General features: G+C 62.5%; 18 protein-coding genes. 12 read left to right on the top strand and 6 right to left on the bottom strand.

Annotated features, from left to right (window positions below; translation table 11 throughout):
- Position 1 precedes the first annotated feature (1 nt).
- Positions 2 to 652 carry a 3-oxoacid CoA-transferase subunit B gene (locus CQ015_RS07380; RefSeq protein WP_105552806.1) on the top strand — a complete coding sequence of 217 codons (651 nt, stop codon included), beginning with the start codon at positions 2 to 4 and terminating at the stop codon, positions 650 to 652.
- The gene (locus CQ015_RS07375; RefSeq protein WP_105649734.1) at positions 649 to 1818 is read left to right on the top strand and encodes an acetyl-CoA C-acyltransferase; all 1170 of its coding nucleotides are present in this window, start codon (positions 649 to 651) and stop codon (positions 1816 to 1818) included. The genes CQ015_RS07380 and CQ015_RS07375 overlap by 4 nt, the downstream gene beginning before the upstream one ends.
- 78 nt (positions 1819 to 1896) lie before the next feature.
- Here CQ015_RS07375 and CQ015_RS07370 read toward each other — a convergent pair whose 3' ends face one another.
- From CQ015_RS07370 to CQ015_RS07360, 3 genes are read right to left on the bottom strand one after another with little or no spacing between them, the layout of a single operon-like run.
- Entirely contained in the window at positions 1897 to 2457 is a 561-nt protein-coding gene (locus CQ015_RS07370) for a histidine phosphatase family protein (RefSeq protein WP_105649733.1), read from the bottom strand.
- Positions 2454 to 3314, bottom strand: a complete 861-nt coding sequence (locus CQ015_RS07365) for a metallophosphoesterase (RefSeq protein WP_105649732.1) — start codon at positions 3312 to 3314, stop codon at positions 2454 to 2456. The genes CQ015_RS07370 and CQ015_RS07365 overlap by 4 nt, the downstream gene beginning before the upstream one ends.
- Complete coding sequence (locus CQ015_RS07360; RefSeq protein WP_181150370.1) at positions 3314 to 3940, bottom strand: tyrosine-protein phosphatase; 627 nt, start codon at positions 3938 to 3940, stop codon at positions 3314 to 3316. The genes CQ015_RS07365 and CQ015_RS07360 overlap by 1 nt, the downstream gene beginning before the upstream one ends.
- A gap of 285 nt (positions 3941 to 4225) precedes the next feature.
- Between CQ015_RS07360 and CQ015_RS07355 the strand changes: the two genes are divergently transcribed.
- From CQ015_RS07355 to CQ015_RS07320, 8 genes are all read left to right on the top strand, one after another.
- Positions 4226 to 5176: a beta-ketoacyl-ACP synthase III gene (locus tag CQ015_RS07355; protein WP_105649730.1), complete on the top strand. Its 951-nt coding sequence runs from the start codon at positions 4226 to 4228 to the stop codon at positions 5174 to 5176.
- Between the two features lie 212 nt (positions 5177 to 5388).
- The gene (locus CQ015_RS07350; RefSeq protein WP_105552800.1) at positions 5389 to 5733 is read left to right on the top strand and encodes a helix-turn-helix transcriptional regulator; all 345 of its coding nucleotides are present in this window, start codon (positions 5389 to 5391) and stop codon (positions 5731 to 5733) included.
- Positions 5730 to 6710, top strand: a complete 981-nt coding sequence (locus CQ015_RS07345) for a TIGR03086 family metal-binding protein (RefSeq protein WP_105649729.1) — start codon at positions 5730 to 5732, stop codon at positions 6708 to 6710. The genes CQ015_RS07350 and CQ015_RS07345 overlap by 4 nt, the downstream gene beginning before the upstream one ends.
- Positions 6711 to 6722: 12 nt before the next feature.
- Positions 6723 to 7166, top strand: coding sequence for an SRPBCC family protein (locus CQ015_RS07340; protein ID WP_105552798.1), 444 nt, complete (start codon positions 6723 to 6725; stop codon positions 7164 to 7166).
- Positions 7167 to 7292: 126 nt separating this feature from the next.
- Entirely contained in the window at positions 7293 to 7997 is a 705-nt protein-coding gene (locus tag CQ015_RS07335) for a FadR/GntR family transcriptional regulator (protein WP_105649728.1), read from the top strand.
- The gene (locus tag CQ015_RS07330) at positions 7994 to 8995 is read left to right on the top strand and encodes an asparaginase (RefSeq protein ID WP_258138012.1); all 1002 of its coding nucleotides are present in this window, start codon (positions 7994 to 7996) and stop codon (positions 8993 to 8995) included. The genes CQ015_RS07335 and CQ015_RS07330 overlap by 4 nt, the downstream gene beginning before the upstream one ends.
- A 71-nt stretch (positions 8996 to 9066) precedes the next feature.
- Complete coding sequence (locus CQ015_RS07325) at positions 9067 to 10482, top strand: aspartate ammonia-lyase (RefSeq protein WP_105649727.1); 1416 nt, start codon at positions 9067 to 9069, stop codon at positions 10480 to 10482.
- Between the two features lie 15 nt (positions 10483 to 10497).
- The gene (locus tag CQ015_RS07320; RefSeq protein ID WP_105649726.1) at positions 10498 to 12000 is read left to right on the top strand and encodes an amino acid permease; all 1503 of its coding nucleotides are present in this window, start codon (positions 10498 to 10500) and stop codon (positions 11998 to 12000) included.
- Between the two features lie 48 nt (positions 12001 to 12048).
- Here CQ015_RS07320 and CQ015_RS07315 read toward each other — a convergent pair whose 3' ends face one another.
- Positions 12049 to 12804: a hypothetical protein gene (locus CQ015_RS07315; protein ID WP_146114031.1), complete on the bottom strand. Its 756-nt coding sequence runs from the start codon at positions 12802 to 12804 to the stop codon at positions 12049 to 12051.
- A 223-nt stretch (positions 12805 to 13027) separates the two neighbouring features.
- Here CQ015_RS07315 and CQ015_RS07310 point away from each other — a divergent pair, with 223 nt between their 5' ends.
- Together CQ015_RS07310 and CQ015_RS07305 are read left to right on the top strand one after the other, a co-directional pair.
- A complete protein-coding gene (locus CQ015_RS07310) occupies positions 13028 to 15085 on the top strand; it encodes a S9 family peptidase (protein WP_105649724.1) in 2058 nt (685 codons plus the stop codon).
- 204 nt (positions 15086 to 15289) lie between these two features.
- Complete coding sequence (locus CQ015_RS07305; RefSeq protein WP_105649723.1) at positions 15290 to 16027, top strand: class I SAM-dependent methyltransferase; 738 nt, start codon at positions 15290 to 15292, stop codon at positions 16025 to 16027.
- Here CQ015_RS07305 and CQ015_RS07300 read toward each other — a convergent pair.
- Both CQ015_RS07300 and CQ015_RS07295 read right to left on the bottom strand, forming a co-directional pair.
- Positions 16008 to 18599, bottom strand: a complete 2592-nt coding sequence (locus tag CQ015_RS07300; RefSeq protein WP_105649722.1) for a DUF5129 domain-containing protein — start codon at positions 18597 to 18599, stop codon at positions 16008 to 16010. The genes CQ015_RS07305 and CQ015_RS07300 overlap by 20 nt on opposite strands.
- The gene (locus CQ015_RS07295; RefSeq protein ID WP_146114030.1) at positions 18596 to 20086 is read right to left on the bottom strand and encodes a hypothetical protein; all 1491 of its coding nucleotides are present in this window, start codon (positions 20084 to 20086) and stop codon (positions 18596 to 18598) included. Before CQ015_RS07295 ends, CQ015_RS07300 begins: the two co-directional genes overlap by 4 nt.
- Between the last annotated feature and the right edge of the window lie 66 nt (positions 20087 to 20152).

Here is a 20152-nt window from a genome sequence, read left to right as displayed (position 1 = left end):
CATGTGGAATAGAGATCAGATGGCGGCACTGGCCGCCAGCGAACTGACCGACGGCCAGTACGCAAACCTTGGGATCGGCATTCCCACCCTGGTGGCGAACAACCTACCGGCGGGCGTCTCGGTCAAGCTGCAAAGCGAGAATGGACTGTTGGGCATGGGCCCCTTCCCCTTCGAAGGCGAAGAGGACGCGGACCTGATCAACGCCGGCAAGCAGACGGTGACGATTCTTCCCGGCGGAAGCTTCTTCGATTCGGCCATGTCCTTCGGCATGATCCGCGGCGGCCACGTGCAAACGGCGATCCTCGGTGCCCTGCAGGTTGCCGCCAACGGCGACCTGGCCAACTGGACCATCCCGGGCAAGCTGGTCAAGGGCATGGGCGGCGCCATGGATCTGGTCGCAGGCACCCCCCGGGTCATCGTGCTGACCGATCACGTGGCCAAGGATGGCAGCTCGAAGATCGTGGAAAAGTGCGACCTGCCGCTGACCGGGGTCGGCGTCGTGGATCGAATCATCACGGACCGCGCCGTCTTCGACATAGTTAATGCAAAACTGGTGCTACGCCAGGTGGCCCCGGGCGAAACTCCGGAAAGCATCAAGGACATCACCGCAGCAAAATTCATCGTCGAACTCCAGGAGGACCTCACAGCATGAGCGTCAAAATTGTAGGCTACGCACGCACCCCGTTTATGCGCTTCAACGGCGCGCTGGCAAGCATCCCCGCAACCGAGCTGGGCGCCCACGCGGCCAAGGCTGCACTGGAACGCGCCGGAGTTGCACCGAGCGAGGTCCAGCGCGTGATCGCCGGACAGGTATTGCAGGCTGGCGCCGGGCAGAACCCGGCACGGCAGACCGCGGTCGGCGCCGGGGTGGGGCTGGACGTTCCGGCCATCACGTTGAACGCGGTATGCCTTTCGGGCGCCGAAGCCGTGGTGGCCGGCGAACGGCTGATCGCCAGCGGCGAGGTTGACGTGGTGCTGGCCGTCGGCCAGGAATCGATGTCCTTGGCACCCCATGTGCAGCGCGCCCGCGCGGGCACCAAGTACGGTGCCATTGAAATGCTCGACACCCTGGATTATGACGGTTTGACCGATGCGCATGAGAAGCGTTCCATGGGCATCTCCACCGAGGAACACAACACCACGCTGAAGCTGGGCCGCCAGCCGCAGGACGAGGTCGCCGCGGCCTCGCACCAGCGCGCCGCAGCCTCCGGGGAATTCTTTGCCGGGGAAATCGCCCCCTTCACGGTGAGCAGCCGAAAGGGCGATACCGTATTTGCTGCCGACGACGGGATTCGCCCGCAGACTACCGTCGATTCCCTGTCGGGTCTTCGTCCTGCCTTCGCCAAGGACGGCACCGTGACCGCCGGCAACTCCTCGCAGATTACCGACGGCGCCGCCGCGGTCGTGCTGGCAAGCGATGCCGCCGTGGAACGTCTGGGGTTGAAGCCACTGGCCGAAATCCTCTCCCACGCGTTCGTCGCCGGCCCGGACCGCACCCTGCACGACCAGCCGTCCAACGCGATCAATACCGCGTTGGACAAGGCAGGAGCCAAGGCCGCGGATTTGCAGGTCGTGGAAATCAATGAGGCTTTCGCCGCCGTTTCGGTGCAGTCGACGGCCACGCTGGGCCTTGATGCCAAGATTGTGAACCCGCACGGCGGCGCAATCGCGCTGGGCCACCCGATCGGGGCCTCCGGCGCTCGCATCATCGGTACGCTGGCTCGCCAGCTGCAGGAACTTGGCTCCGGTTCGCTCGGGGCAGTCGGCATCTGCGGCGGCGGCGGTCAGGGCACTTCGGTGCTCCTGCGTTCGCTCTAGCTCGGCGGCAGTTGCCAGCCGAAAAATGAAATCCACGTTGACTTGAGGTCAACGTGGATTTCTCTTTTCAGTACGGAGTCAGTGCCACAGTGGCTCACGGGCCACATAATTGGTCAGCAGCTCGGCCTCTACCCGGATGACCGCTCCGTTCGCAACCCTCTCCTGACCCGGGCCGTGCAACTCGGTGAGCACCGAGCGAATCAGCGAACCGTGGCTGACCACAACTACTCGCTGCCCCGGGTGCTGCACGGAGATCTTGAACAGCACGTTGATCGCGCGTTCCACCAGGTGCTCTTCGCTCTCCCCCAGGTCCATCAGGCGGTGGATATTTTCCTCGCTCAACCCGGCCACGATGGTGCCCTCGGCGTCGCCGTAATCCCGTTCCATCAGCTCCGAGAACTCTTGCACACGGGGCACGGCGAGCAGATCGGCGATGAGCTGCGCAGACTGGCGAGCGCGGAAAAGCGGGGAAGAAACTACCGCGTCCCATGCCCCGGTCGCTGCCAGTTCCATGCCCGCTTGCTGGGCCTGGCGGCGCCCGGTTTCGTTCATGGGCAGGTCGCTGCGGCCTTGCAGGCGCCCGGCGCGATTCCATTCGGTTTCTCCGTGCCGCACGAAGACGATTTCTGTTGCGTTCATGATGATGTCTCTCTCGAATGTGCCGGAATTCTGGCACGTGTTGCGTTAGTCGTTTTACTTGCGATTTGGTTCTTGTTCTTGCGTGTACCGTGCCGGACCGGGATGGGACTGTTCCGGATCGACTGCGCATCAACTTGCAGCAAGGAAAACCATGAGCTTTCCGGTCCGCTCAAGATCTCCTGTGGTGCGTAGGCGTTGGTGTTATAGGAGGTTGCCGGGGCCATGAAAACGTTTGTACCCTTCAGTTGCCCGACACCGGCTTGGTGGAAGTGGCCGCACAGGATTCCGCGCACATCGCTGCCGCTCAGTATCAGGGCGAGGTCTTCGGGATTTGCCAGTCCGCGTCCGGATAGCTCCGCGGCCATTGCTTCCACCGGCGGGTGGTGCATCAGGATCAGCGAACCGCGTGGGGCCGGCTGGGTGAGCAGAGAGGATAGCCAGCGAAGTTGCGGCGCATCGAGCCATCCGCGAGCCTCGCGATAGCCTCCGCTATCCAGACCGATAATGCGCAGTCCGTCGATCTCATGCACGGTATTTGCGATATGGGGTCCGGTGGACAGGCGGAAGGTATTAAATGCTTCATTGACCGACTCTTGGGGGTCGTGATTGCCCGGCACGGCAATGATGGGGCAGCCCAGTTCATTTTCGAACTTCGCAAATAGCTTCGCGGCTCGTTCATGGACCGGTGCCCCACGGTCTGCGATATCCCCGGTCACCACCACAACGTCCGGAGTGAAGTGCTTGGCCGCGTGGAGCGCGGCGCGCAAGCGAGCCCACGCGTCGATGGTGCCGTGCAGGAGCTTGCCTTCGGCACACAGGTGGGTGTCGCTCAGATGAACTACGTTCAGCGTTTTCATCAGCTTGCCACCAAGCTGCGCAGCTCACGGGGTGCCGAATGCTTGGCCAGCGATTGCAGCCGTCGAAGTTCTGCCCCGGTGAACCCCTTGCTGAGCAGGTAGCCGGTGATCGAACCGTAGCTATCGGTCAACCAATCGAGGGTGTCGCTCAGGGTCGCTCGGTCACGTTGCCATTGCGTGTCTGCAGTTCGAAAAGACTCTGGAGCGAAATCGGCCACGATCTGGGCCCGGTCCATGCCGAGGGCCGCCGACAGCAGAGCGATCACCAACCCGGTACGCTCTTCGCCGGTTCGGCATTGCACCACGGTGCTTCCGCCGGTGGCATTGGCAATCGCACGAAGGGCCGCCACTAGCCGCGCACCCCGGCCGTCCAGGAGGATTCGGTGCACCTCGCCGAGGGTCCTGTCCACCGGCAGCTGACCGGAATACAGCGAGATCGCTCGGTAGCGCAGCCCCGCCAGCACCGGAATGGACTCTGGCTGGATCTCCTGAGATTCGCGCAGATCGATGAGCGTGCCCACGTCTAAACCTTGGAATTGTTCCATAGCACGCGGGCCAAAGCTGCTCAGGGCGCCGGCCCGATAGAGCCGGTTCGGCCCGATTCCCGGAACCGGGCGTAGGCTCATTAGTTCGGCAGTCTTTACGTGAGTTGCAGACATCGTTCTCCCCTATCCTCGATTCCTGATCCGGAGCTTTCCCACCATTGCACCGCACGCTGTTGGCCGACAGGTGAACAACGAACCACAACGTCATGAATCCGGCCGAAAAGCCGTGAAAAGTACGCTTTTCTCGGAGGCTTCGCCGGTTTTCCGGTCAATCTCATATGCCGCAGAGCAGATGTGAACAGCGAGTAGGCAACAAAACGACTAACCTTGAGTGCAAGAGTATTAATTTTCCAAGGAGCTAAACTCATGACCGGCAGCAAAGTCGTAGCCTTTGGCCACTTCCAGCCAGAGCGCATCGTGCCCAACACCGAGTTGGAGAAGCTGGTCGAAACCAGTGACGAATGGATCACCCGCCGCGTTGGCATCCAGGAGCGCCGTTGGGGCACCGGGGTCGAGACCGTCGATTCCATGGCCATCAAGGCCGCAAAAATGGCATTGGACAATGCCGAGGATATCGATGCCACGGACATTGACCTGATCATCGTGGCCACCTGCACCGCCGAGGACCGTTCGCCGAATATGGCCGCCCGCGTGGCGCAGGCGCTGGACATGGAGCAGGGCCCGGCAACGATGGACGTCAACGCTGCCTGCTCCGGCTTTGCCCACGCGGTAGGCCTGGCCCAGGGTTCCATCGCTGCCGGCAGCTCGACCAAGGCGCTGGTGATCGGCGCGGAAATGCTGACCGACTACACCGACTTCACCGACCGCACCTCCTGCGTGCTGACCGCCGATGGCGCGGGCGCTTTCATTATCACCGCCTCGGAAACCGCTGAGATTTCCCCGGTGGTTTGGGGCTCGGTTCCTTCGCTTTCCGACGCGGTGCGCATCGAAGCTGAGAACGACATGAAGTTCGCGCAGAATGGCCAGAGCGTTTACCGCTGGACTGTCACGCAGCTTCCAAAGATCGCCTCGAAGATCATCGAGCGCGCAGATATGAAGCCCGAAGAGCTGGATGCAATCGTCTTGCACCAGGCGAACCTGCGCATTATCGAACCGCTGGCCGAGAAGATCGGTGCACCGAACGCCCGGGTTGCCACCGATGTGGTCTACTCCGGCAACACCTCCGCCGCCTCGGTGCCGCTGGCCCTCTCCAAGCTGATGGCCTCGGATGATCCGCTGCCTTCGGGCTCCAAGGCCCTGCTCTTCGCCTTCGGCGGCGGCCTGTCCTACGCCGGGCAGATCATCACGATCCCGTAGTAGCAACGAATCCCCAAAGGGGAGGACCGAGCGTACGCTCGGTCCTCCCCTTTTTTTGATTAAACTTTCCGCTCAATATCCCGCGAGGCAACCCGGGTGACTACTGCTTTCCCGATTCGGCCAATCAAAACGCCACGGGTATCGACGGAACTGGCGAAATAGACCGAGAAAAACCTTGCCTTAATGCGTTAGTCGACGCTAACGTATTAACCATGCAGGATTTACTGGAAGTTGCCGCGGAGCCTAACCGCAGGCGGCTGCTTCAATTGCTGGGTTCAGGTGAATGCACGGTGTCGCAACTGGCAGAACACTTCACCGTCTCTCGCTCCGCGATATCCCAGCACCTGCTGCTGCTTTGCGAGGTCGGGCTTCTGGACGCCCGCAAGCAAGGCCGCAGCCGCTACTATTCGCTCAACACCACGGGGGTCTTGCGGCTAAAAGCCCTGCTCGATTCATTCTGGAACAACGAGCTAGACCTCCTCGTTGCCGAGGCCAAGCAACTCGCCGCAGAGCTGCCCGCCCCGTCAGCAACCCCGAGAGATGGAGAATCATCATGAGCTACGAGAGAACCGTCATCCTTCCAGTCGACGCCGACGCGGCCTTCGCACTGGTCACCGAACCCGAACGCCTGCGCCGCTGGCAAACCGTCGCCTGCCGCGTAGACCTCACCGTTGGCGGCGGATTCCGCTTCACCATGGGTCCGGGCCACCAGGCATCGGGCACATTCACCGAAATCGAGCCGGGCCGCCGCCTCGTCTTCACCTGGGGCTGGGAAGGCTCGGACGCCGTGCCGCCGGGCGACTCCACCGTCTTCATCACGTTGGAACCGCTCGCCCAAGGCACCGCGGTCACCTTGCGGCACGAGGGGCTGAACGCCGAGCAGTCCGCCGGCCATGCCGAGGGCTGGAACCACTTCCTGGACCGGCTGGCGCGCTTCGCCGAAACCGGGCAGGCCGTGGCCGATGAATGGAACGCCACCCCGGAACCGGAGAACGCGATCCAAGCCGCCGAAGCCGCCCTCACGGCACTGCAGCTCGCGCTGTACCACCTCACCGCCGAGGATGCCACGCGCCCTACACCCTGCGAGGATTTCAATGTTTCGGAGCTGATTGACCACCTGGCCGGCAATCTCGCGGGCATCGGATCGGCCCTTGGCGCCCAGCTAGCCGACGCTCCCGAGCTGGCGCCGGAACCGCGCATCGCGAATCTCGCCCAAGCGGCCCTCGAAGCCCTCAACGCGCGCGGCTTGGCCGGAGAGATCGACCTCGGTTTTGCGGTTTTGCCCGCTCCGGTGGTCGCCGGAATTCTGAACCTGGAACTGCTGGTGCACGGCTGGGACCTGGCCCAAGCCACCGGCCAGGACTATGCGGTGGATCCGGGGTTGGCCGACTACGTGCTGGGAATTGCCCAAGGAACCGTCGGCGCAGCGCAACGCGAATCCGGCTCCTTCGGGCCGCAAACGGTGGTTGCCGAATCGGCCGGCAGCCTCGATCGACTGGTCGCCTTCACCGGCCGAGTTCCGAGCGGCGCGTAGGGGCCACGCAGCATGGTCGACGTCACCACCAGCATCGTCATCCACCGCCCGCTTCGGGCGGTGGCCGACTACGCAGTGGATCCGCTTAATGCCCCGGCCTGGTACCGGAACATCCGCTCGGTGCGCCGGTTGACGGACGGGGAATTCTCGATCGGAGCGCGCGCCGCCTTCGAGGCCCGCTTCCTAGGCCGGGAGCTGTCCTACGTCTACGAGGTGATCGAGCTGGTGCCTGAGAAGCTGCTCGTGATGTCCACCGCGCAGGGCCCGTTTCCGATGCGCACCAGCTACCGCTTCGAAACCGTCGATGCCCACAGCACCCGCGTGCGCCTGCGCAACGATGGCCAGCCGGCGGGTTTCGGGCGGATCTTCGCTCCGCTCATGGCACCGCTGATGCGCCGCGCGAACGCCGCGGACCTGCGGGCCTTGAAGCAGATCCTGGAATCCACGGAACGCTGAATCAGGCTGCCGGAAGAGTGGGCAGCGCCCCACTCTCCCGGTGTCCGCACGCCGTTGACTAGTCCGATCGCAAGCCCTGCCGAATCAACTTGACGTAGGGTGCATCACACCCGCACACTGGTACTCATGAACCTGTCAGACAGCTGGACAGCCGGACAGCAACCGATCGCCCGGACCAGCGCCTCCGAAGCGGTCTTCAACACCCTGCGCGCAGCCATCGAGGCCCAGGAGATCCCGCTCGGCGCAAAGCTCGGCTCCGAAGCGAGTCTGGCCTCGACCTACGGGGTCAGCCGCTCGGTGGTCCGCGAAGCCCTGCGTTCCTGCGCCGCGCTCGGATTGACCCGCACCGAAACCGGCCGCGGCACCTTCGTCATCTCCCACCGGCCCACCCGGGATCTGGTGCTCGGCACCTTCTCCTCGGCGGACCTCTATGAGGCACGCCCGCATATCGAGATCCCCGCCGCCGAATTGGCCGCCGCCCGGCGCACCTCCGAGGACCTGGAGCGGCTGAACGGACTCATCGAGGAGATGGAAGCCGAAGACGGCGCCGAAGCCTGGGTGGAACTCGATGCCGCCTTCCATGCGGCGATCGCCCGCGCCAGCGGCAACTCCGTCTTCGACCGCGTCGTGGGCGACATCCGCGAGGCCATGGCCCGCCAATCCGAAACGGTCAACCTCGTCACCGGACGCCGCTCCCCCTCGAATTCCGAGCACCGCAAGATCTTGGAAGCCATCTGCTCGTCCGACGCCGAAGCCGCCGGCCAGGCGATGGCCGAACACCTGAGCGCCGTGCAACAAGCAGTTTCAACTATCGTCAGGAGTTCCAAGTGACCCCCTCAGCCGCCGCATCCGCGGGATTGGCGCAGTGCGCTGGTGCAGAGCTTCCACAACATGTGCCGCTGGTCTCCGCCAGCCGTGGCGAAATGCTCGAATCGATCCACTACGGTTCGGCGGTGCTGCTCGATCCGCAGGGTGAGGTCATCACCGCGCTGGGAGATCAGCAGGCGCGCTTCTACCCGCGTTCGGCGCTGAAGCCGCTCTTTGCCGTGGCCATTCTGCGCTCCGGCCTGGAACTGAGCCAGGAGCAGATCGCGCTGGCTGCCGCCAGCCATTCCGGTGCGCCGCGCCATCAGCACGTGGCCCATTCGACGCTGCGCGACGCAGGGCTGGAGCTCGCGGAGCTGGGGAACTCCACCGACCTGCCCTACGGTGTGGCCGAACGGGCCAGCTGGCTTGCCGACGGCGGTAGCGCCACCCAACTGGCGCAGAACTGCTCGGGAAAGCATGCGGCGCTGCTGGCCATGTGCAAGCACAACGGCTGGGCGACCGAAAACTATTTGGCTGCCGCCCACCCGCTGGCGGCGGCACTGCGCGAGATCGTTGAAGAACTCACCGAAGAGCGCATCACCACGATCAGCACCGACGGCTGCGGCACCCAGGTCTACCCCATGACCCTCGCCGCGCTGGCTCGCGGCTTCGCCAAATTGGCCAAGGCCGCGCCGGACACCGCCGAGGGCCGCGTAGCTGCTTCCATGCGCGCCTATCCAGAACTGGTCGCCGGCGAAGGGCGCGACGTCACCGAGCTCATGCGCGCGGTGCCCGGTGCCGTGGCCAAGGATGGTTTCGAAGGAATCCAGGCCGTTGGCCTGCCCGACGGTTCCTCGCTGGCGGTCAAGATCTCCGACGGCTCAGACCGGGCACGCATGCCGATCACCGTCAAGCTGCTGGCCAGCCATCTTGGAGACCAGACGCCCACGGCGCTGGAAGATTTGGCATCTTCCCCCGCCCTGGGCGGCGGAGAGCCTGTCGGCGAACTGACAGCACTCTAACCCGACGATTTTCAATTTCTATCCAACACCCATGGTGCATTTAGTGCGCCTAAAATCAGGAGTGAGCACTCATGTCTGAAACCATTCAGGCTCCCGTCACACGCAGCGAACACGATCTGATCGGCGACCGCGACATCCCGGTCGACGCCTACTGGGGCGTGCATACCCTGCGCGCCAAGGAAAACTTCGATATCACCGGCACCAGCCTCACCGGCAACCCGCACCTGATTGCCGCGCTGGCCCGCGTGAAGCAGGCGGCCGCCCGGGCAAACCACGAGCTGGGCCTGCTCGACGCCGAGCGCGCCGGGGCCATTGACCAGGCTTGCGAAAAGATCGCCGCCGGCGCCCTGCACGAACAGTTCATCATCGACCCCATCCAGGGCGGCGCGGGCACCAGCACCAATATGAACGCCAACGAGGTCATTGCAAACCTCGCCTTGGAAATCATGGGCCATTCAAAGGGCGAGTACTCCTACCTGCACCCCAATGACCATGTGAACCTCTCGCAGTCCACCAACGACGCGTACCCGACCGCGGTGAACATCGCCACGCACTTCGCCACCCAGCCGCTGCTTGAAGCCATGCTGGTGCTGGAGAATTCCTGCCTGGCCAAGGCCGGCGAATTCCGCAGCGTGGTGAAGATGGGCCGCACCCAGTTGCAAGATGCGGTGCCGATGACCGTCGGCCAAGAATTTGGCGGGTGGGCCGTCACCTTGCGCGAGGACCGCGATCGGCTGGCCGAATCGCTGTCGCTGGTCACCGAGATCAATCTCGGGGCCACCGCGATCGGCACCGGCTTGAACGCACCGGCAGGCTACGCCGAATCGGCGCGCGGCCACCTGGCCGCTTTGACCGGCCTGCCGTTGACCACCAGTCCCGATCTGATCGAGGCCACCAGCGACGTGGGAGCCTTCGTGCACCTCTCCGGAGTGCTCAAGCGTGTGGCGCTGAAGATCTCGAAGATCTGCAACGATTTGCGCCTGCTCTCTTCCGGACCACGTGCCGGACTCAACGACCTGCAGCTGCCGGCCGTGCAGTCCGGGTCCTCGATCATGCCAGGAAAGGTCAACCCGGTCATCCCGGAGGTCGTCAACCAGATCGCCTACCAGGTGGTCGGCCACGATATGACGGTGACTATGGCGGCCGAGGGCGGCCAGCTCCAGCTGAACGCCTTCGAACCGGTGATCGCGCACTCCATTGGGCTTTCGCTCAAGCACCTGACCAACGGTTGCCTCACCCTGGCCACCCGCTGCATCGATGGAATCACCGTCGATGAGGACGCGTTGCGCCGCGAGGTGGAGAACTCCATCGGCCTGGTCACCGCGTTGAACCCACGGCTGGGCTACGCCCAGTCCACCTCGATCGCGCTGGAAGCGTTGCATTCCGGACGCGGCGTGGCCGAGCTGGTGCTCGAACGCGGCCTGCTCTCGGCCGCAGACCTGAACGAACTGCTCAAGCCAGAGCGCCTGGCAAATCTCTCCGACTAACACGCAAGGATTCCGATGGAGCATTCCACCACCCACGCCACCGCGGCGCACGTGCCCGAGGCGGGACTCACCGCCGGTGACGACGATTACCACAAGGGACTTTCTTCCCGCCAGATGCAGATGATCGCCATTGGCGGCGCCATCGGCACTGGCCTGTTCATGGGCGCCGGCGGGCGCCTGGCGGCTGCCGGTCCGGGCATCGTCGTGAGCTACGCGGTCTGCGGCTTCTTCGCATTCCTGATCCTGCGCGCACTGGGCGAACTGGTCATGCACCGCCCGACCTCGGGTTCGTTTGTTTCCTATGCCCGCGAGTTCTACGGCGAGAAGGCAGCCTTCGCCACCGGCTGGCTGTACTGGCTGAACTGGGTCATGACCTCAATTGTGGATATCACCGCGGTGGCCCTGTACATGGCGTTCTTCGGCAAATACGTTTCCTGGATTGGCGCGGTTCCGCAGTGGGTCTGGGCATTGGCGGCCCTTGCCCTGGTGCTCGGCATGAACCTGGTTTCGGTCAAGGCCTTCGGCGAGATGGAATTCTGGTTCGCCTTGATCAAGGTTGTCGCGCTGGTGGGCTTCCTCATTGTTGGCTGCTACTTCGTCATCTTCGGCACCCCGATCGACGGCCACGAGGTGGGCTTCTCGATTCTGAGTGACAATGGCGGACTGCTGCCCAATGGCTTGCTGCCGGTGCTGGTGCTCATGCAGGGTGTGGTCTTCTCCTACGCGTCGATCGAGCTGATCGGCACCGCGGCCGGCGAGGCAAAGGATCCCGAGAAGGTCATGCCGAAGGCGGTGAACACGGTGATCATCCGCATCGCGGTGTTCTACGTCGGCTCGCTGGTATTGCTTTCCTTGCTGCTTCCCTACTCCGCCTACAAGGCCGGCGAATCCCCGTTCGTGACGTTCTTCGGCTCCATCGGCATTCAGGGCATGGATGTGGTGATGAACCTGGTGGTGCTCACCGCCGCGCTGTCTTCGTTGAATGCCGGCTTGTACTCCACCGGGCGCATCATGCGCTCCATGTCCTTGAACGGTTCGGCCCCGCGTTTCGCCGGACGCATGAACAAGTCCGGTGTGCCTTATGGCGGCATCTTGATTACCGCGGCCGTCGCGGTATTCGGCGTGGTCCTCAATGCCTTTGTTCCGGCAAAAGCATTTGAAATCGTCTTGAACTTCGCCGCCGTGGGAATCTTGGCCTCCTGGGGCATGATCGTGTTGTGCCAGATGGCGTTGGTCAAGGCCGCACGCCGCGGCAGCCTGGAGCGTCCGAGCTTCAGGATGCCGCTGGCTCCCATCTCCGGATGGGTAACGCTGGTCTTCCTCGCCGCGGTGCTGGTCATGATGGCCTTCGATAATCCGGTGGGTACCTGGACCATCGCTTCGTTGGCGATCATCGTTCCGCTGCTGGTTCTCGGCTGGTACGCCAGCCGGAAGCGGATCAACGAGCTGGCAAGCGCACGCCTGGCTGCAGAGCGCGCAAGCAATGACGACTCGGGAAATGAGAAGGCCTTGGTCTAGTGATTCGGCAATGGTGTGGAGTCCTAGCGGGCTCCACACCATTGGTGTTTAACCTGCCGCATGGCGCACGGTGAGCAGGATGTTTTCGATGGTTCGGTACTCGTCGCCGGCCAGGAAGTTGTCCACGCCCTCACGAGTGGGATCGTCGCCGATCCCTTGATCCTCCATATATTCCTCTTCCACCCAGAGCATCGGCGCCTGGCTGTCGCCGATTTTGAAATAGTCCAGATCGGGTTGTTCGGTGCGCTCTTTCAGGACCTGGTCATCGACGAGCGCCAAGGAGAAACCGCTTTCCTTTTCGCCGTCTTCCTGGCTGGTGCCCGTCCAAAACTCGGCGATTAGACTCGTTGGAGTTTCCAGTGCGGGTATCGGAACTTCTTTGAGCAGCTCGCGTTCATAGAGGTTCATGTCGCCGTCCGGAGAGGTCGCGGTATTCGGGAGCAGGGTCATCACGTGTGCGCCGCTGCGATCCTTGATCTCCCATTTGTCGTACTCGATGCATTCGCCATCGCAATCTTCTTCGACGTACCACTCCGCGGGCAGCTGGAAGCCGATGCCCATAATCTCTTGAGTTTGAGATAGGTCGGTTTCTCCGGTTCGACTCGAATTATCGGATTCGTCCGCGCTTGGGCTCTGCGCGGCGCCGGGGCTTGGCGCGGGCGCTGCTTCCGAGGCGTCCGGGGCTTGGGTGTTCTCGCTCGGTGCCGGTTCTGGGCTTGGATCATTCGTCGAGCACGAAGCCAACGCGAGCGCGGAGAGTGCCGTTAGCGACAGCAGTCGCAGCGATAGTTGTAGTTGTTTCACCCTTTGCTCCTTAGCAGTCCCTGCGGATCGGCGAGCCGGCCGGCACACCGCGGTTAGCGGGTGCGGGGCCCTTCGCTCCCACGATCCCCTATCCGGCACGCCATTCCAATATCAAAAGCATTAAGTCTTGGACGCAACTCGCGTGATGCGACGCAGCTTCTGCCTGGAACGCATCTGTGCATTGCACTAGTGCCTGAGCGGCAATAGTGGAATGATGTGTCCTATGGCACATGCAAAGCAACCATTTCATAATCTTGATGGCTACATTTCCCTCTCCCGGCTCGGCGGGCTGGCGCTCTCACCGGATGGCACCCGGCTAGTCACCTCGGTGAGCACGCTTGCCGAGGACACAACAAAATACAGCTCTGCCCTCTGGGAGATCGACCCCAGCGGGCACGAACCGGCCCGCCGGCTGACCTTTGGCGAAAACGGCGAATCGCAGCCGAACTTCACCGCCACCGGCGATCTGCTCTTCCTGTCCAAGCGCTCCGCCAAGGATGACGCCAAGCCCGAAGCTTGGCTGCTGCCCAAGGCGGGAGGCGAGGCGCGGTCGATCCTGTCGCATCCGGCAGGCATCGAATCGGTCACCACATTCGCCCGGAACCAGAAGGACCTCCTGGTACGCGCCGCCGGGCTGCCGCGCGCGAAGGACCTGGAACACGAGGAAAAAATCCTCGGCGAACGCAAAGAGAAGAAGATCTCCGCCATCCTGCACACCAGTTATCCGGTGCGATATTGGGATGCGGATCTTGGACCGCAAACACCACATTTCTATGCCACCCGGCTGCCGGAAAGCTCAAGCGCCGATGCTTGCACGCTCAAGGACCTAACTCCCGGCATCGGTGCGAATCAGACAGAAGCTGAGTTCACTGCCGCGGATAGCGGCGAGTTCCTGATTACCGAGTGGATGGTACCGGAAGGCCGCGGCTCGGTGGCTACAGGATTGATGCGCATCGATCTGCATTCCGGCGAACAGGAGATGCTCCTGTCTCCGGACCAGGACTACGAGTACACGGTAGGCAAGATCAGCCCGGACTCGACCAAACTGATCTACTGCCGTTGGACCCGATCCACACCCGAGACCGCGCCGGTTATGAGCCTTTGGCTTATGGAACTGGCCAGCGGAGAAACCCACGAAATCGCAGTGGGTTGGGACCGCTGGGCGGAAGACATCATCTGGTTCCCTAACGGCCACTCGCTGCTGATCGTCGCCGACGAGCACGGGCATAGCCCGATCTTCCACCTGTCGCTGGACCGGGACAAGATCACTCGCCTGACCGATGCCGGAGCATACGCCAACGTACTGATCAGCCCGGATTCGCGGACCGCTTACGCTTTGCGCTCAAGCTACGAATATCCGGCGGAACCGGTGGCGGTGGAACTTACCCACCTCTCGGATCTGGAAGAGAACGAATACGCGCGGGTATCCGAGCTGCGTTCCCCCGCAGCGCGGCCCGAGCTTCCGGGCACGCTCACCGAAGTCACGGCCACCGCCGAGGACGGAACCCCGGTGCGTGCCTGGTTGGCGCTTCCCGAAACTGCCGGTCCGAAGTCCAAGGCACCGTTGCTGCTGTGGGTCCACGGCGGCCCGCTGGGTTCATGGAATGCCTGGAGCTGGCGTTGGAATCCATGGCTGGCGGTCGCTCAAGGGTACGCGGTGCTCTTGCCCGACCCTTCGCTGTCTACCGGCTACGGCCAGGAGTTCATCCAGCGTGGTTGGGGGCGTTGGGGTTTCGAGCCTTATACGGATTTGATGGCCATCACCGATGCCGCCGAGTCCCGCCCGGATATCGACGAGACCCGGACCGCGGCCATGGGTGGCTCGTTCGGTGGCTACATGGCCAACTGGATCGCCGGGCACACCGATAGGTTCAAGGCAATCGTGACTCATGCGAGCCTGTGGGCGCTGGAAGGTTTCGGCAAGACCACCGATGCCTCGTTCTATTGGACACGTGAGATGAGCAAGGAAATGATCCAGGTCAATTCCCCGCATAACTCGGTGGCGAATATTGTGACGCCCATGCTGGTGATTCATGGCGACAAGGATTATCGCGTACCCATTGGGGAGGGCTTGCGCTTGTGGTACGAGCTATTGGCCGAGTCCGGGCTTCCGCAGGAGGCGGACGGAACCACCGTCCATCAGTTCCTGTACTTCCCGGATGAAAACCACTGGGTTCTCACTCCGCAACACGCCAAGATCTGGTACCAGGTGATCTTCGAGTTCCTCTCACAAAACGTCCTAGGCAACGAGCCCAACCCGTTGCCCGAGGTGCTCGGCTAGCCGATACTGCTAGCTCAGGCGGCGGTCGTGCCTCTCTGAAAGTTTTGGGAGCTTGGCCGCCGCTCCCGCTTCTGGCTCCTGCGGTGCCCGCCCGCCAGGGATGACGCGATCACAGGTAGCTCCCATCATCTTCAGCACATATCCCTAGGTGAGCAGGATCAAAAGTCCTGCTCCAAAGACAGCTATCTGTGCCAAGATAGCTGCATGGAGCTCCCAGATGTAGAAGAGAAGTCCGCCGCTGCGGCCTACGACGCCATTGCCGATGGCTATACCGCCGAAAACGATTCAAGCCTGCTCAACGAGTATTACAATCGTCCGGCCATCCGCGCGCTGCTTGGCGAGGTCAAAGGCCATCGCGTGCTGGACGCGGGCTGCGGATCAGGTCCAAATATCGTCGACCTGCTTGGACTCGGGGCAACAGTTATCGGCATCGATGGCAGCGCCGCCATGCTCGAAATTGCCCGCGATCGGCTGGGGACCGAGGCGGACCTGAGAGTCGCCGATCTAGCTGCACCGCTGCCCTTCGAAGACAATACCTTTGATGATGTGCTCTGTTCGCTCTCGTTGCACTATCTCGAAGACTGGCAGGACACCCTGGCCCAGATGAAACGTGTGCTTAAACCGGGCGGTCGCCTGATCCTCTCGGTCGAGCACCCGTTCGCGACCTGGCTCGGCCAGCGTGAGGCCGGAGTGAAGACAAACTACTTCGAAACCCGTTCAAGAACCGAGAATTGGCAGATGAACGGGCAAGAAACCGAACTGACCTTCTGGGACAGGTCCTTGTCGGCCATGCTGACATCCTTCCTAGCAGCAGGTTTTCGCCTGACGCACCTCGAAGAGCCTGCCCCCTCTCCAGAAGCCGTGGAGAAGTTCCCTGATTTTTTCAACGGCCGCCAAGACCCGCGGTTCCTCGCCTTCCTCTTTATTGTTCTGGAAGCCTAATACCCAAATTTCCGGGAAGGATGACCGAGGCCGGCTCATCTCCGCCAGCACCACGAGTCGCGGCCACCAGGGCCTTGGCGCGGCGGGCGACATCTGCATCGCGTTCACCCAGCATCGCCACCAAGCGTTCCAGGTGGGCCACCCGGTGAGCATATGACTGGTGCAAGCGTTCGGACATGGGAAGCTGCGAGAGTTCTTCCGCTTCGTGCCACGCCATCACCAGAGCGCGTTCGAAGAGCCGCTGCCCGGCTTCATCTGCGCGCCCTTGGCCGCCGGAACCGAGCACCGCCACCGCGTTGAGCTGTGCATCGTCCAAGCCGAGCATCAACGTTTCGAGCTGCTTCTTCGCCCGAGCCAAGGCCCCCGCACCGCGTCCGAATCGGCTGATGCGGCTCGTGGCACCGAGCAGGTACCGCACGACGAGCACCAGGTTGACGACGGTGAAGAAGAACATGAAGCTGAGCATCCAGAAGAGGCTCGACGAGGAGAACCCGGCTCGCTCATACCCGTTGCGTTCCAGCGCCTCGTTGTAGTCGTCCAGGGTTCCGGCGACCTCCATCTCCAAATACCTGGATTCACTGATCGACCCGTGTTCCCAGGCGTTCAAGCGACCCCAGGAATACTCGCCGCGTTGCACCTCGGAGCTGATGATTCCCGGAACGACGGTCCTTTCGGCGTCCGTGACCAGCACCGGGATGATCGCCTCCTCGGGCAGAAGCTCACCGGTAACCGGATCTACTTTGTCCTTGAATTCACCCTTCAAACGCCATTTCGCCTCCAGGATGCTGACGGGCCGAACATCGCGGAAGGTGCTCCCGGACTCCGGGGGACGGAATTCAAGATAGCTTTCGGCATCCCGTACCGCGAGGGTGAAGCTGCTGTCGCTTTCGAAGTCGGTGTCCATATAGCGCAAGACATCCTCTTCGACGAGCATCCCCGCTGGGTCATCTACCTCAAAGCTCACGCCTTGCCCGCTGCCATCGCTGGCCACTTCGGGCCTTGCGGTCAGCTTGGCCACCAGCAATCCGGCGGCAACCATGCTGCCCAGAAGCGTCAACACCGCGAGGGTGATCAGCAGCCCGCGACGGCGCGGAGCCGGTTCCTCGGTACCGGCGGTACCTCGCCTTCCCCGAGCCGAAGCAATCGCGGTGTCGGGCATGGCGCCGGCGTCGGGCGTTTGCCGGCCGCCGTCCGAGGCGAGGGTGTCTCCAAGCGTTGCTCGCACCAGGGCATTGGCCAAGCGCAGGTGGTGCAAGGCGCTAGATTTTTCTGGTGCTTCGAGGCCCAGGCTTTCACGCAGTTGGCGATGGTCTTGGGAAATCTGCGCCGCGGCGGGAATACGGCCGTGCGGGTAACGGCGCAGCGAGGTAATCAGCGTGCGGGTGTGCCGGGCAAGTTGATGTTCGGCTTCCCGCCACCGGGCGACCGCCTGCTTGCTGTCGGTGTCCCCCGTCGAAGCATCCAAAAGCTCGCCAAGCTCCGTGCGCAAAGTCTGCAGGTCCTGACCCGAGACCATTCGCCCTGGCGCTTGATCCAGGCGAATCAGCAATGCGGTAGCGGCCTCATAGATCGGGCGGCTGAGCTTATCGAAGGTGCTTCCGGTTCCAGCGAGATTTGCGTGAACCGACCCGGCCCCCATCAGCGAATCGGCTAATTGAGTGAGCTTCCGACTGGTGTTTTCAAAGTCGGCCAGTTTGGCACCGGTGTGCTGGTTCAGGGCCTCAGCTTTGCTGAAAAGCGCAGCGACCAGCGGATCTTCGTTGCGTGCCGCCTGCAAGGACAGGCTTCGCAGGTCGTTCCAGTTTTTGGTGAACCCTGCTGGACGCGAATTCTCCGGCGCGGCTGCATAGGTCGCTTCCAAGGCTTCGAGGTCTAGGACTACTCGGGCCAGCTTGCGTTGCGCGGCAATCAAGCGACGATATCTGGAGCTCCACCGCGAACTGTACCGCAGTGCAAAGTACAACAGCACCGCGGTGAGCATGGCGCACAAGCCGATCGCTCCAAACCAGTAGAGCGGGTTTTGCACCGGGGCATCGGAGAGCACGAACGCCGCACGTTCGGCTGCCGCGAGCACCGCTTGCGGCCCGTGGCCTAACCCGACATTGTCCCAAAATGCATTGCTAATCTCGAAGCGTGCATCCGTATACTCGTCGTCTCCGGAAACGAATTCGGATTTCAGCGCGCTGCCGGAGAACCGCTCGTCAATGCTTTGGTTTTCGGCTTCAAGATTCTGCGTCTGGGTGGAGAGCAGGACGTCGTAGTCCGGCAGCTCGCCGCGCAGAAGCTCGTCCCCGCTGAGATGCCTGTCCGTGACGGTGAGCGTCAATGGTTTATGGGACTTGATTGGCTGTTTTTCAAGAGCCGCGTCCACCGTGGACTGGCTGATATTCCAGTCGTGCGATCCCTCAACGACGATCGACACCTCGTGGCGGGGTTTCTCCGGGATGGAGGTGTATCCACGCACTGCGACCAGAGTGGTGATGATGGCCATGAGTATCGCGGCAAGTGCGGCCCAGGACCGCGGGCGGCGTAAGCGACGACCGCGCGAATCGAGCATATTGTCCAGGCTCATGAATTCACCTGTTGATTCTTCCCAGTTAGCTCTTTAGCACGCGTGTACGCGCGGTCCACTATGCTCAGCGGATCGGAGTTATTCTCGGCCCCGGGGACACCCAGCATGCGTTCGCGTAATGAATCGATGAGTTTCAAATTTGCGGCTCTTACCTGTTGGACTGCCATTGATTGTTCCCGCTGTAGTTCTTGGCGCATGATCCACAGCGCATCCAGTACCTGCCCAGTAGTTTGGTTTCGCTGCTGGCTTCCGCCTGCCCATTGACGCACCTCATCCAGCCGGTTTGTGTGCTCGATGATCAATGTGCGCAATCGTGGCACACACTCCAGCTGCCCGACTGACGGTATGTTGAGGAATTGTGCGGTATCTTCGAGCCGTTCGCGGTGGGTGAGCACGATGGCGTTCCAGTCGTCCTTGTTCCGGAACTTCGAGCCAAGCAGGCTATTGAGCGCTTTGCTCCCCGCGACCAGCACTTCCTGATCGGCAAAGGTGCTTTCCATGGTTGCCAACCGATCGGCATCGAGCGGACCGCCGTCTTGGTATTGTTCGGCCAATTGGCGGGCGCGAGCATTAAGCGGTGGAATCGCGTTTTTAATTGCCGCGCTCGCCTGCGTGCTGGGTCCTTCCGGGTTGCCGGCAGCTGGGTGCGCGCCATGCTTGTCCAGTCGCAAGGCGCGCTGGCGGAGCAGCTCCACGAGCATGTCACCGCGTTTGCTGCGCGCTATGGCAGCCGCTGCACGATTCTTGCGATGCCGCGCGATCAAGGTTGCGAGCACCGCTCCAACCACGATCAGGCCTAGCACGCCGAATCCAATGATTTTTGCGGTGGTGCTGTCTTTGGGCGCCTTCAGCTCGGTGGCGCTGGCCCGTGCCACCTCGATGAGGCCTTGGGTGTAGTTCTGGGCGTCGAACTGCTGCTGGCCGGCTCCTTGGATGCGGTCTTCGGCGCCCGACCCGACGGCCGTGACGTTGCGGCCCGGTTCCACCGAAACCTCAGTTGGTGCTCCCGGGGCTTCGGGCAGCATGACCCCGACAACAATCCAGCCTTTGCCGACGTACCCCAGCTCCTGGCCGTTTTCGACCCAGTCATCGCTGAGCGCGTCACTGTCACCGAAGAGCAGCATGCCTCGCACCAGCTGCGCGGCTCCGGTGAGGTTGTTTGGCTTCTGGTCGACTCCAACCAGAATCTTTGCATTTGAAAGATCCATGGATTGGCGTACCTGATCGAGAATTTCTTGCGTATCGACCGAGCCTTGAGCCGCGTCGCTGACCGCAAGGTAGAAGTTCTCTTGCTGCGCAGTGACACGCGGAATGAGGATTGGTTCTTCGTCTTCCGCCGGGGCGCTTGATTGCACGGTGGGGTAAACCGGTTCTGACCGGAGGTCTTGGGCCTGTGCTGGGAGCGGTAGCGCGAGAAGCGCCAACAGCGGCAGGAGCAATGCTCCAAATCGGGGCAAGGAACGGACTGCAGCGAACGGTCGAGTCATAGTGCCCCGAGTATATCAATAATAGTTTGAGTAACCGGGCGCGGGAAAACCCGCCCTGTGAGGTGC

Origin of the sequence: Arthrobacter sp. MYb221 (assembly GCF_002979835.1) — a bacterium.
Classification (GTDB): domain Bacteria; phylum Actinomycetota; class Actinomycetes; order Actinomycetales; family Micrococcaceae; genus Glutamicibacter.
Note: the sequence above shows the minus strand (reverse complement) of the source record. Positions and strands in the feature narration are given on the sequence as shown.

Excerpts from the sequence above, each read along its gene's own strand:
- CQ015_RS07380 (WP_105552806.1), top strand. The coding sequence starts at position 2 with ATGTGGAATAGAGATCAGATGGCGGCACTGGCCGCCAGCGAACTGACC.
- CQ015_RS07300 (WP_105649722.1), bottom strand. The coding sequence starts at position 18,599 with ATGAGCCTGGACAATATGCTCGATTCGCGCGGTCGTCGCTTACGCCGC.
- CQ015_RS07375 (WP_105649734.1), top strand. The coding sequence starts at position 649 with ATGAGCGTCAAAATTGTAGGCTACGCACGCACCCCGTTTATGCGCTTC.
- CQ015_RS07345 (WP_105649729.1), top strand. The coding sequence starts at position 5,730 with ATGAGCTACGAGAGAACCGTCATCCTTCCAGTCGACGCCGACGCGGCC.
- CQ015_RS07295 (WP_146114030.1), bottom strand. The coding sequence starts at position 20,086 with ATGACTCGACCGTTCGCTGCAGTCCGTTCCTTGCCCCGATTTGGAGCA.
- CQ015_RS07365 (WP_105649732.1), bottom strand. The coding sequence starts at position 3,314 with ATGAAAACGCTGAACGTAGTTCATCTGAGCGACACCCACCTGTGTGCC.
- CQ015_RS07320 (WP_105649726.1), top strand. The coding sequence starts at position 10,498 with ATGGAGCATTCCACCACCCACGCCACCGCGGCGCACGTGCCCGAGGCG.
- CQ015_RS07340 (WP_105552798.1), top strand. The coding sequence starts at position 6,723 with ATGGTCGACGTCACCACCAGCATCGTCATCCACCGCCCGCTTCGGGCG.
- CQ015_RS07350 (WP_105552800.1), top strand. The coding sequence starts at position 5,389 with ATGCAGGATTTACTGGAAGTTGCCGCGGAGCCTAACCGCAGGCGGCTG.
- CQ015_RS07335 (WP_105649728.1), top strand. The coding sequence starts at position 7,293 with ATGAACCTGTCAGACAGCTGGACAGCCGGACAGCAACCGATCGCCCGG.
- CQ015_RS07325 (WP_105649727.1), top strand. The coding sequence starts at position 9,067 with ATGTCTGAAACCATTCAGGCTCCCGTCACACGCAGCGAACACGATCTG.
- CQ015_RS07355 (WP_105649730.1), top strand. The coding sequence starts at position 4,226 with ATGACCGGCAGCAAAGTCGTAGCCTTTGGCCACTTCCAGCCAGAGCGC.
- CQ015_RS07360 (WP_181150370.1), bottom strand. The coding sequence starts at position 3,940 with ATGAGCCTACGCCCGGTTCCGGGAATCGGGCCGAACCGGCTCTATCGG.
- CQ015_RS07370 (WP_105649733.1), bottom strand. The coding sequence starts at position 2,457 with ATGAACGCAACAGAAATCGTCTTCGTGCGGCACGGAGAAACCGAATGG.
- CQ015_RS07310 (WP_105649724.1), top strand. The coding sequence starts at position 13,028 with ATGGCACATGCAAAGCAACCATTTCATAATCTTGATGGCTACATTTCC.
- CQ015_RS07305 (WP_105649723.1), top strand. The coding sequence starts at position 15,290 with ATGGAGCTCCCAGATGTAGAAGAGAAGTCCGCCGCTGCGGCCTACGAC.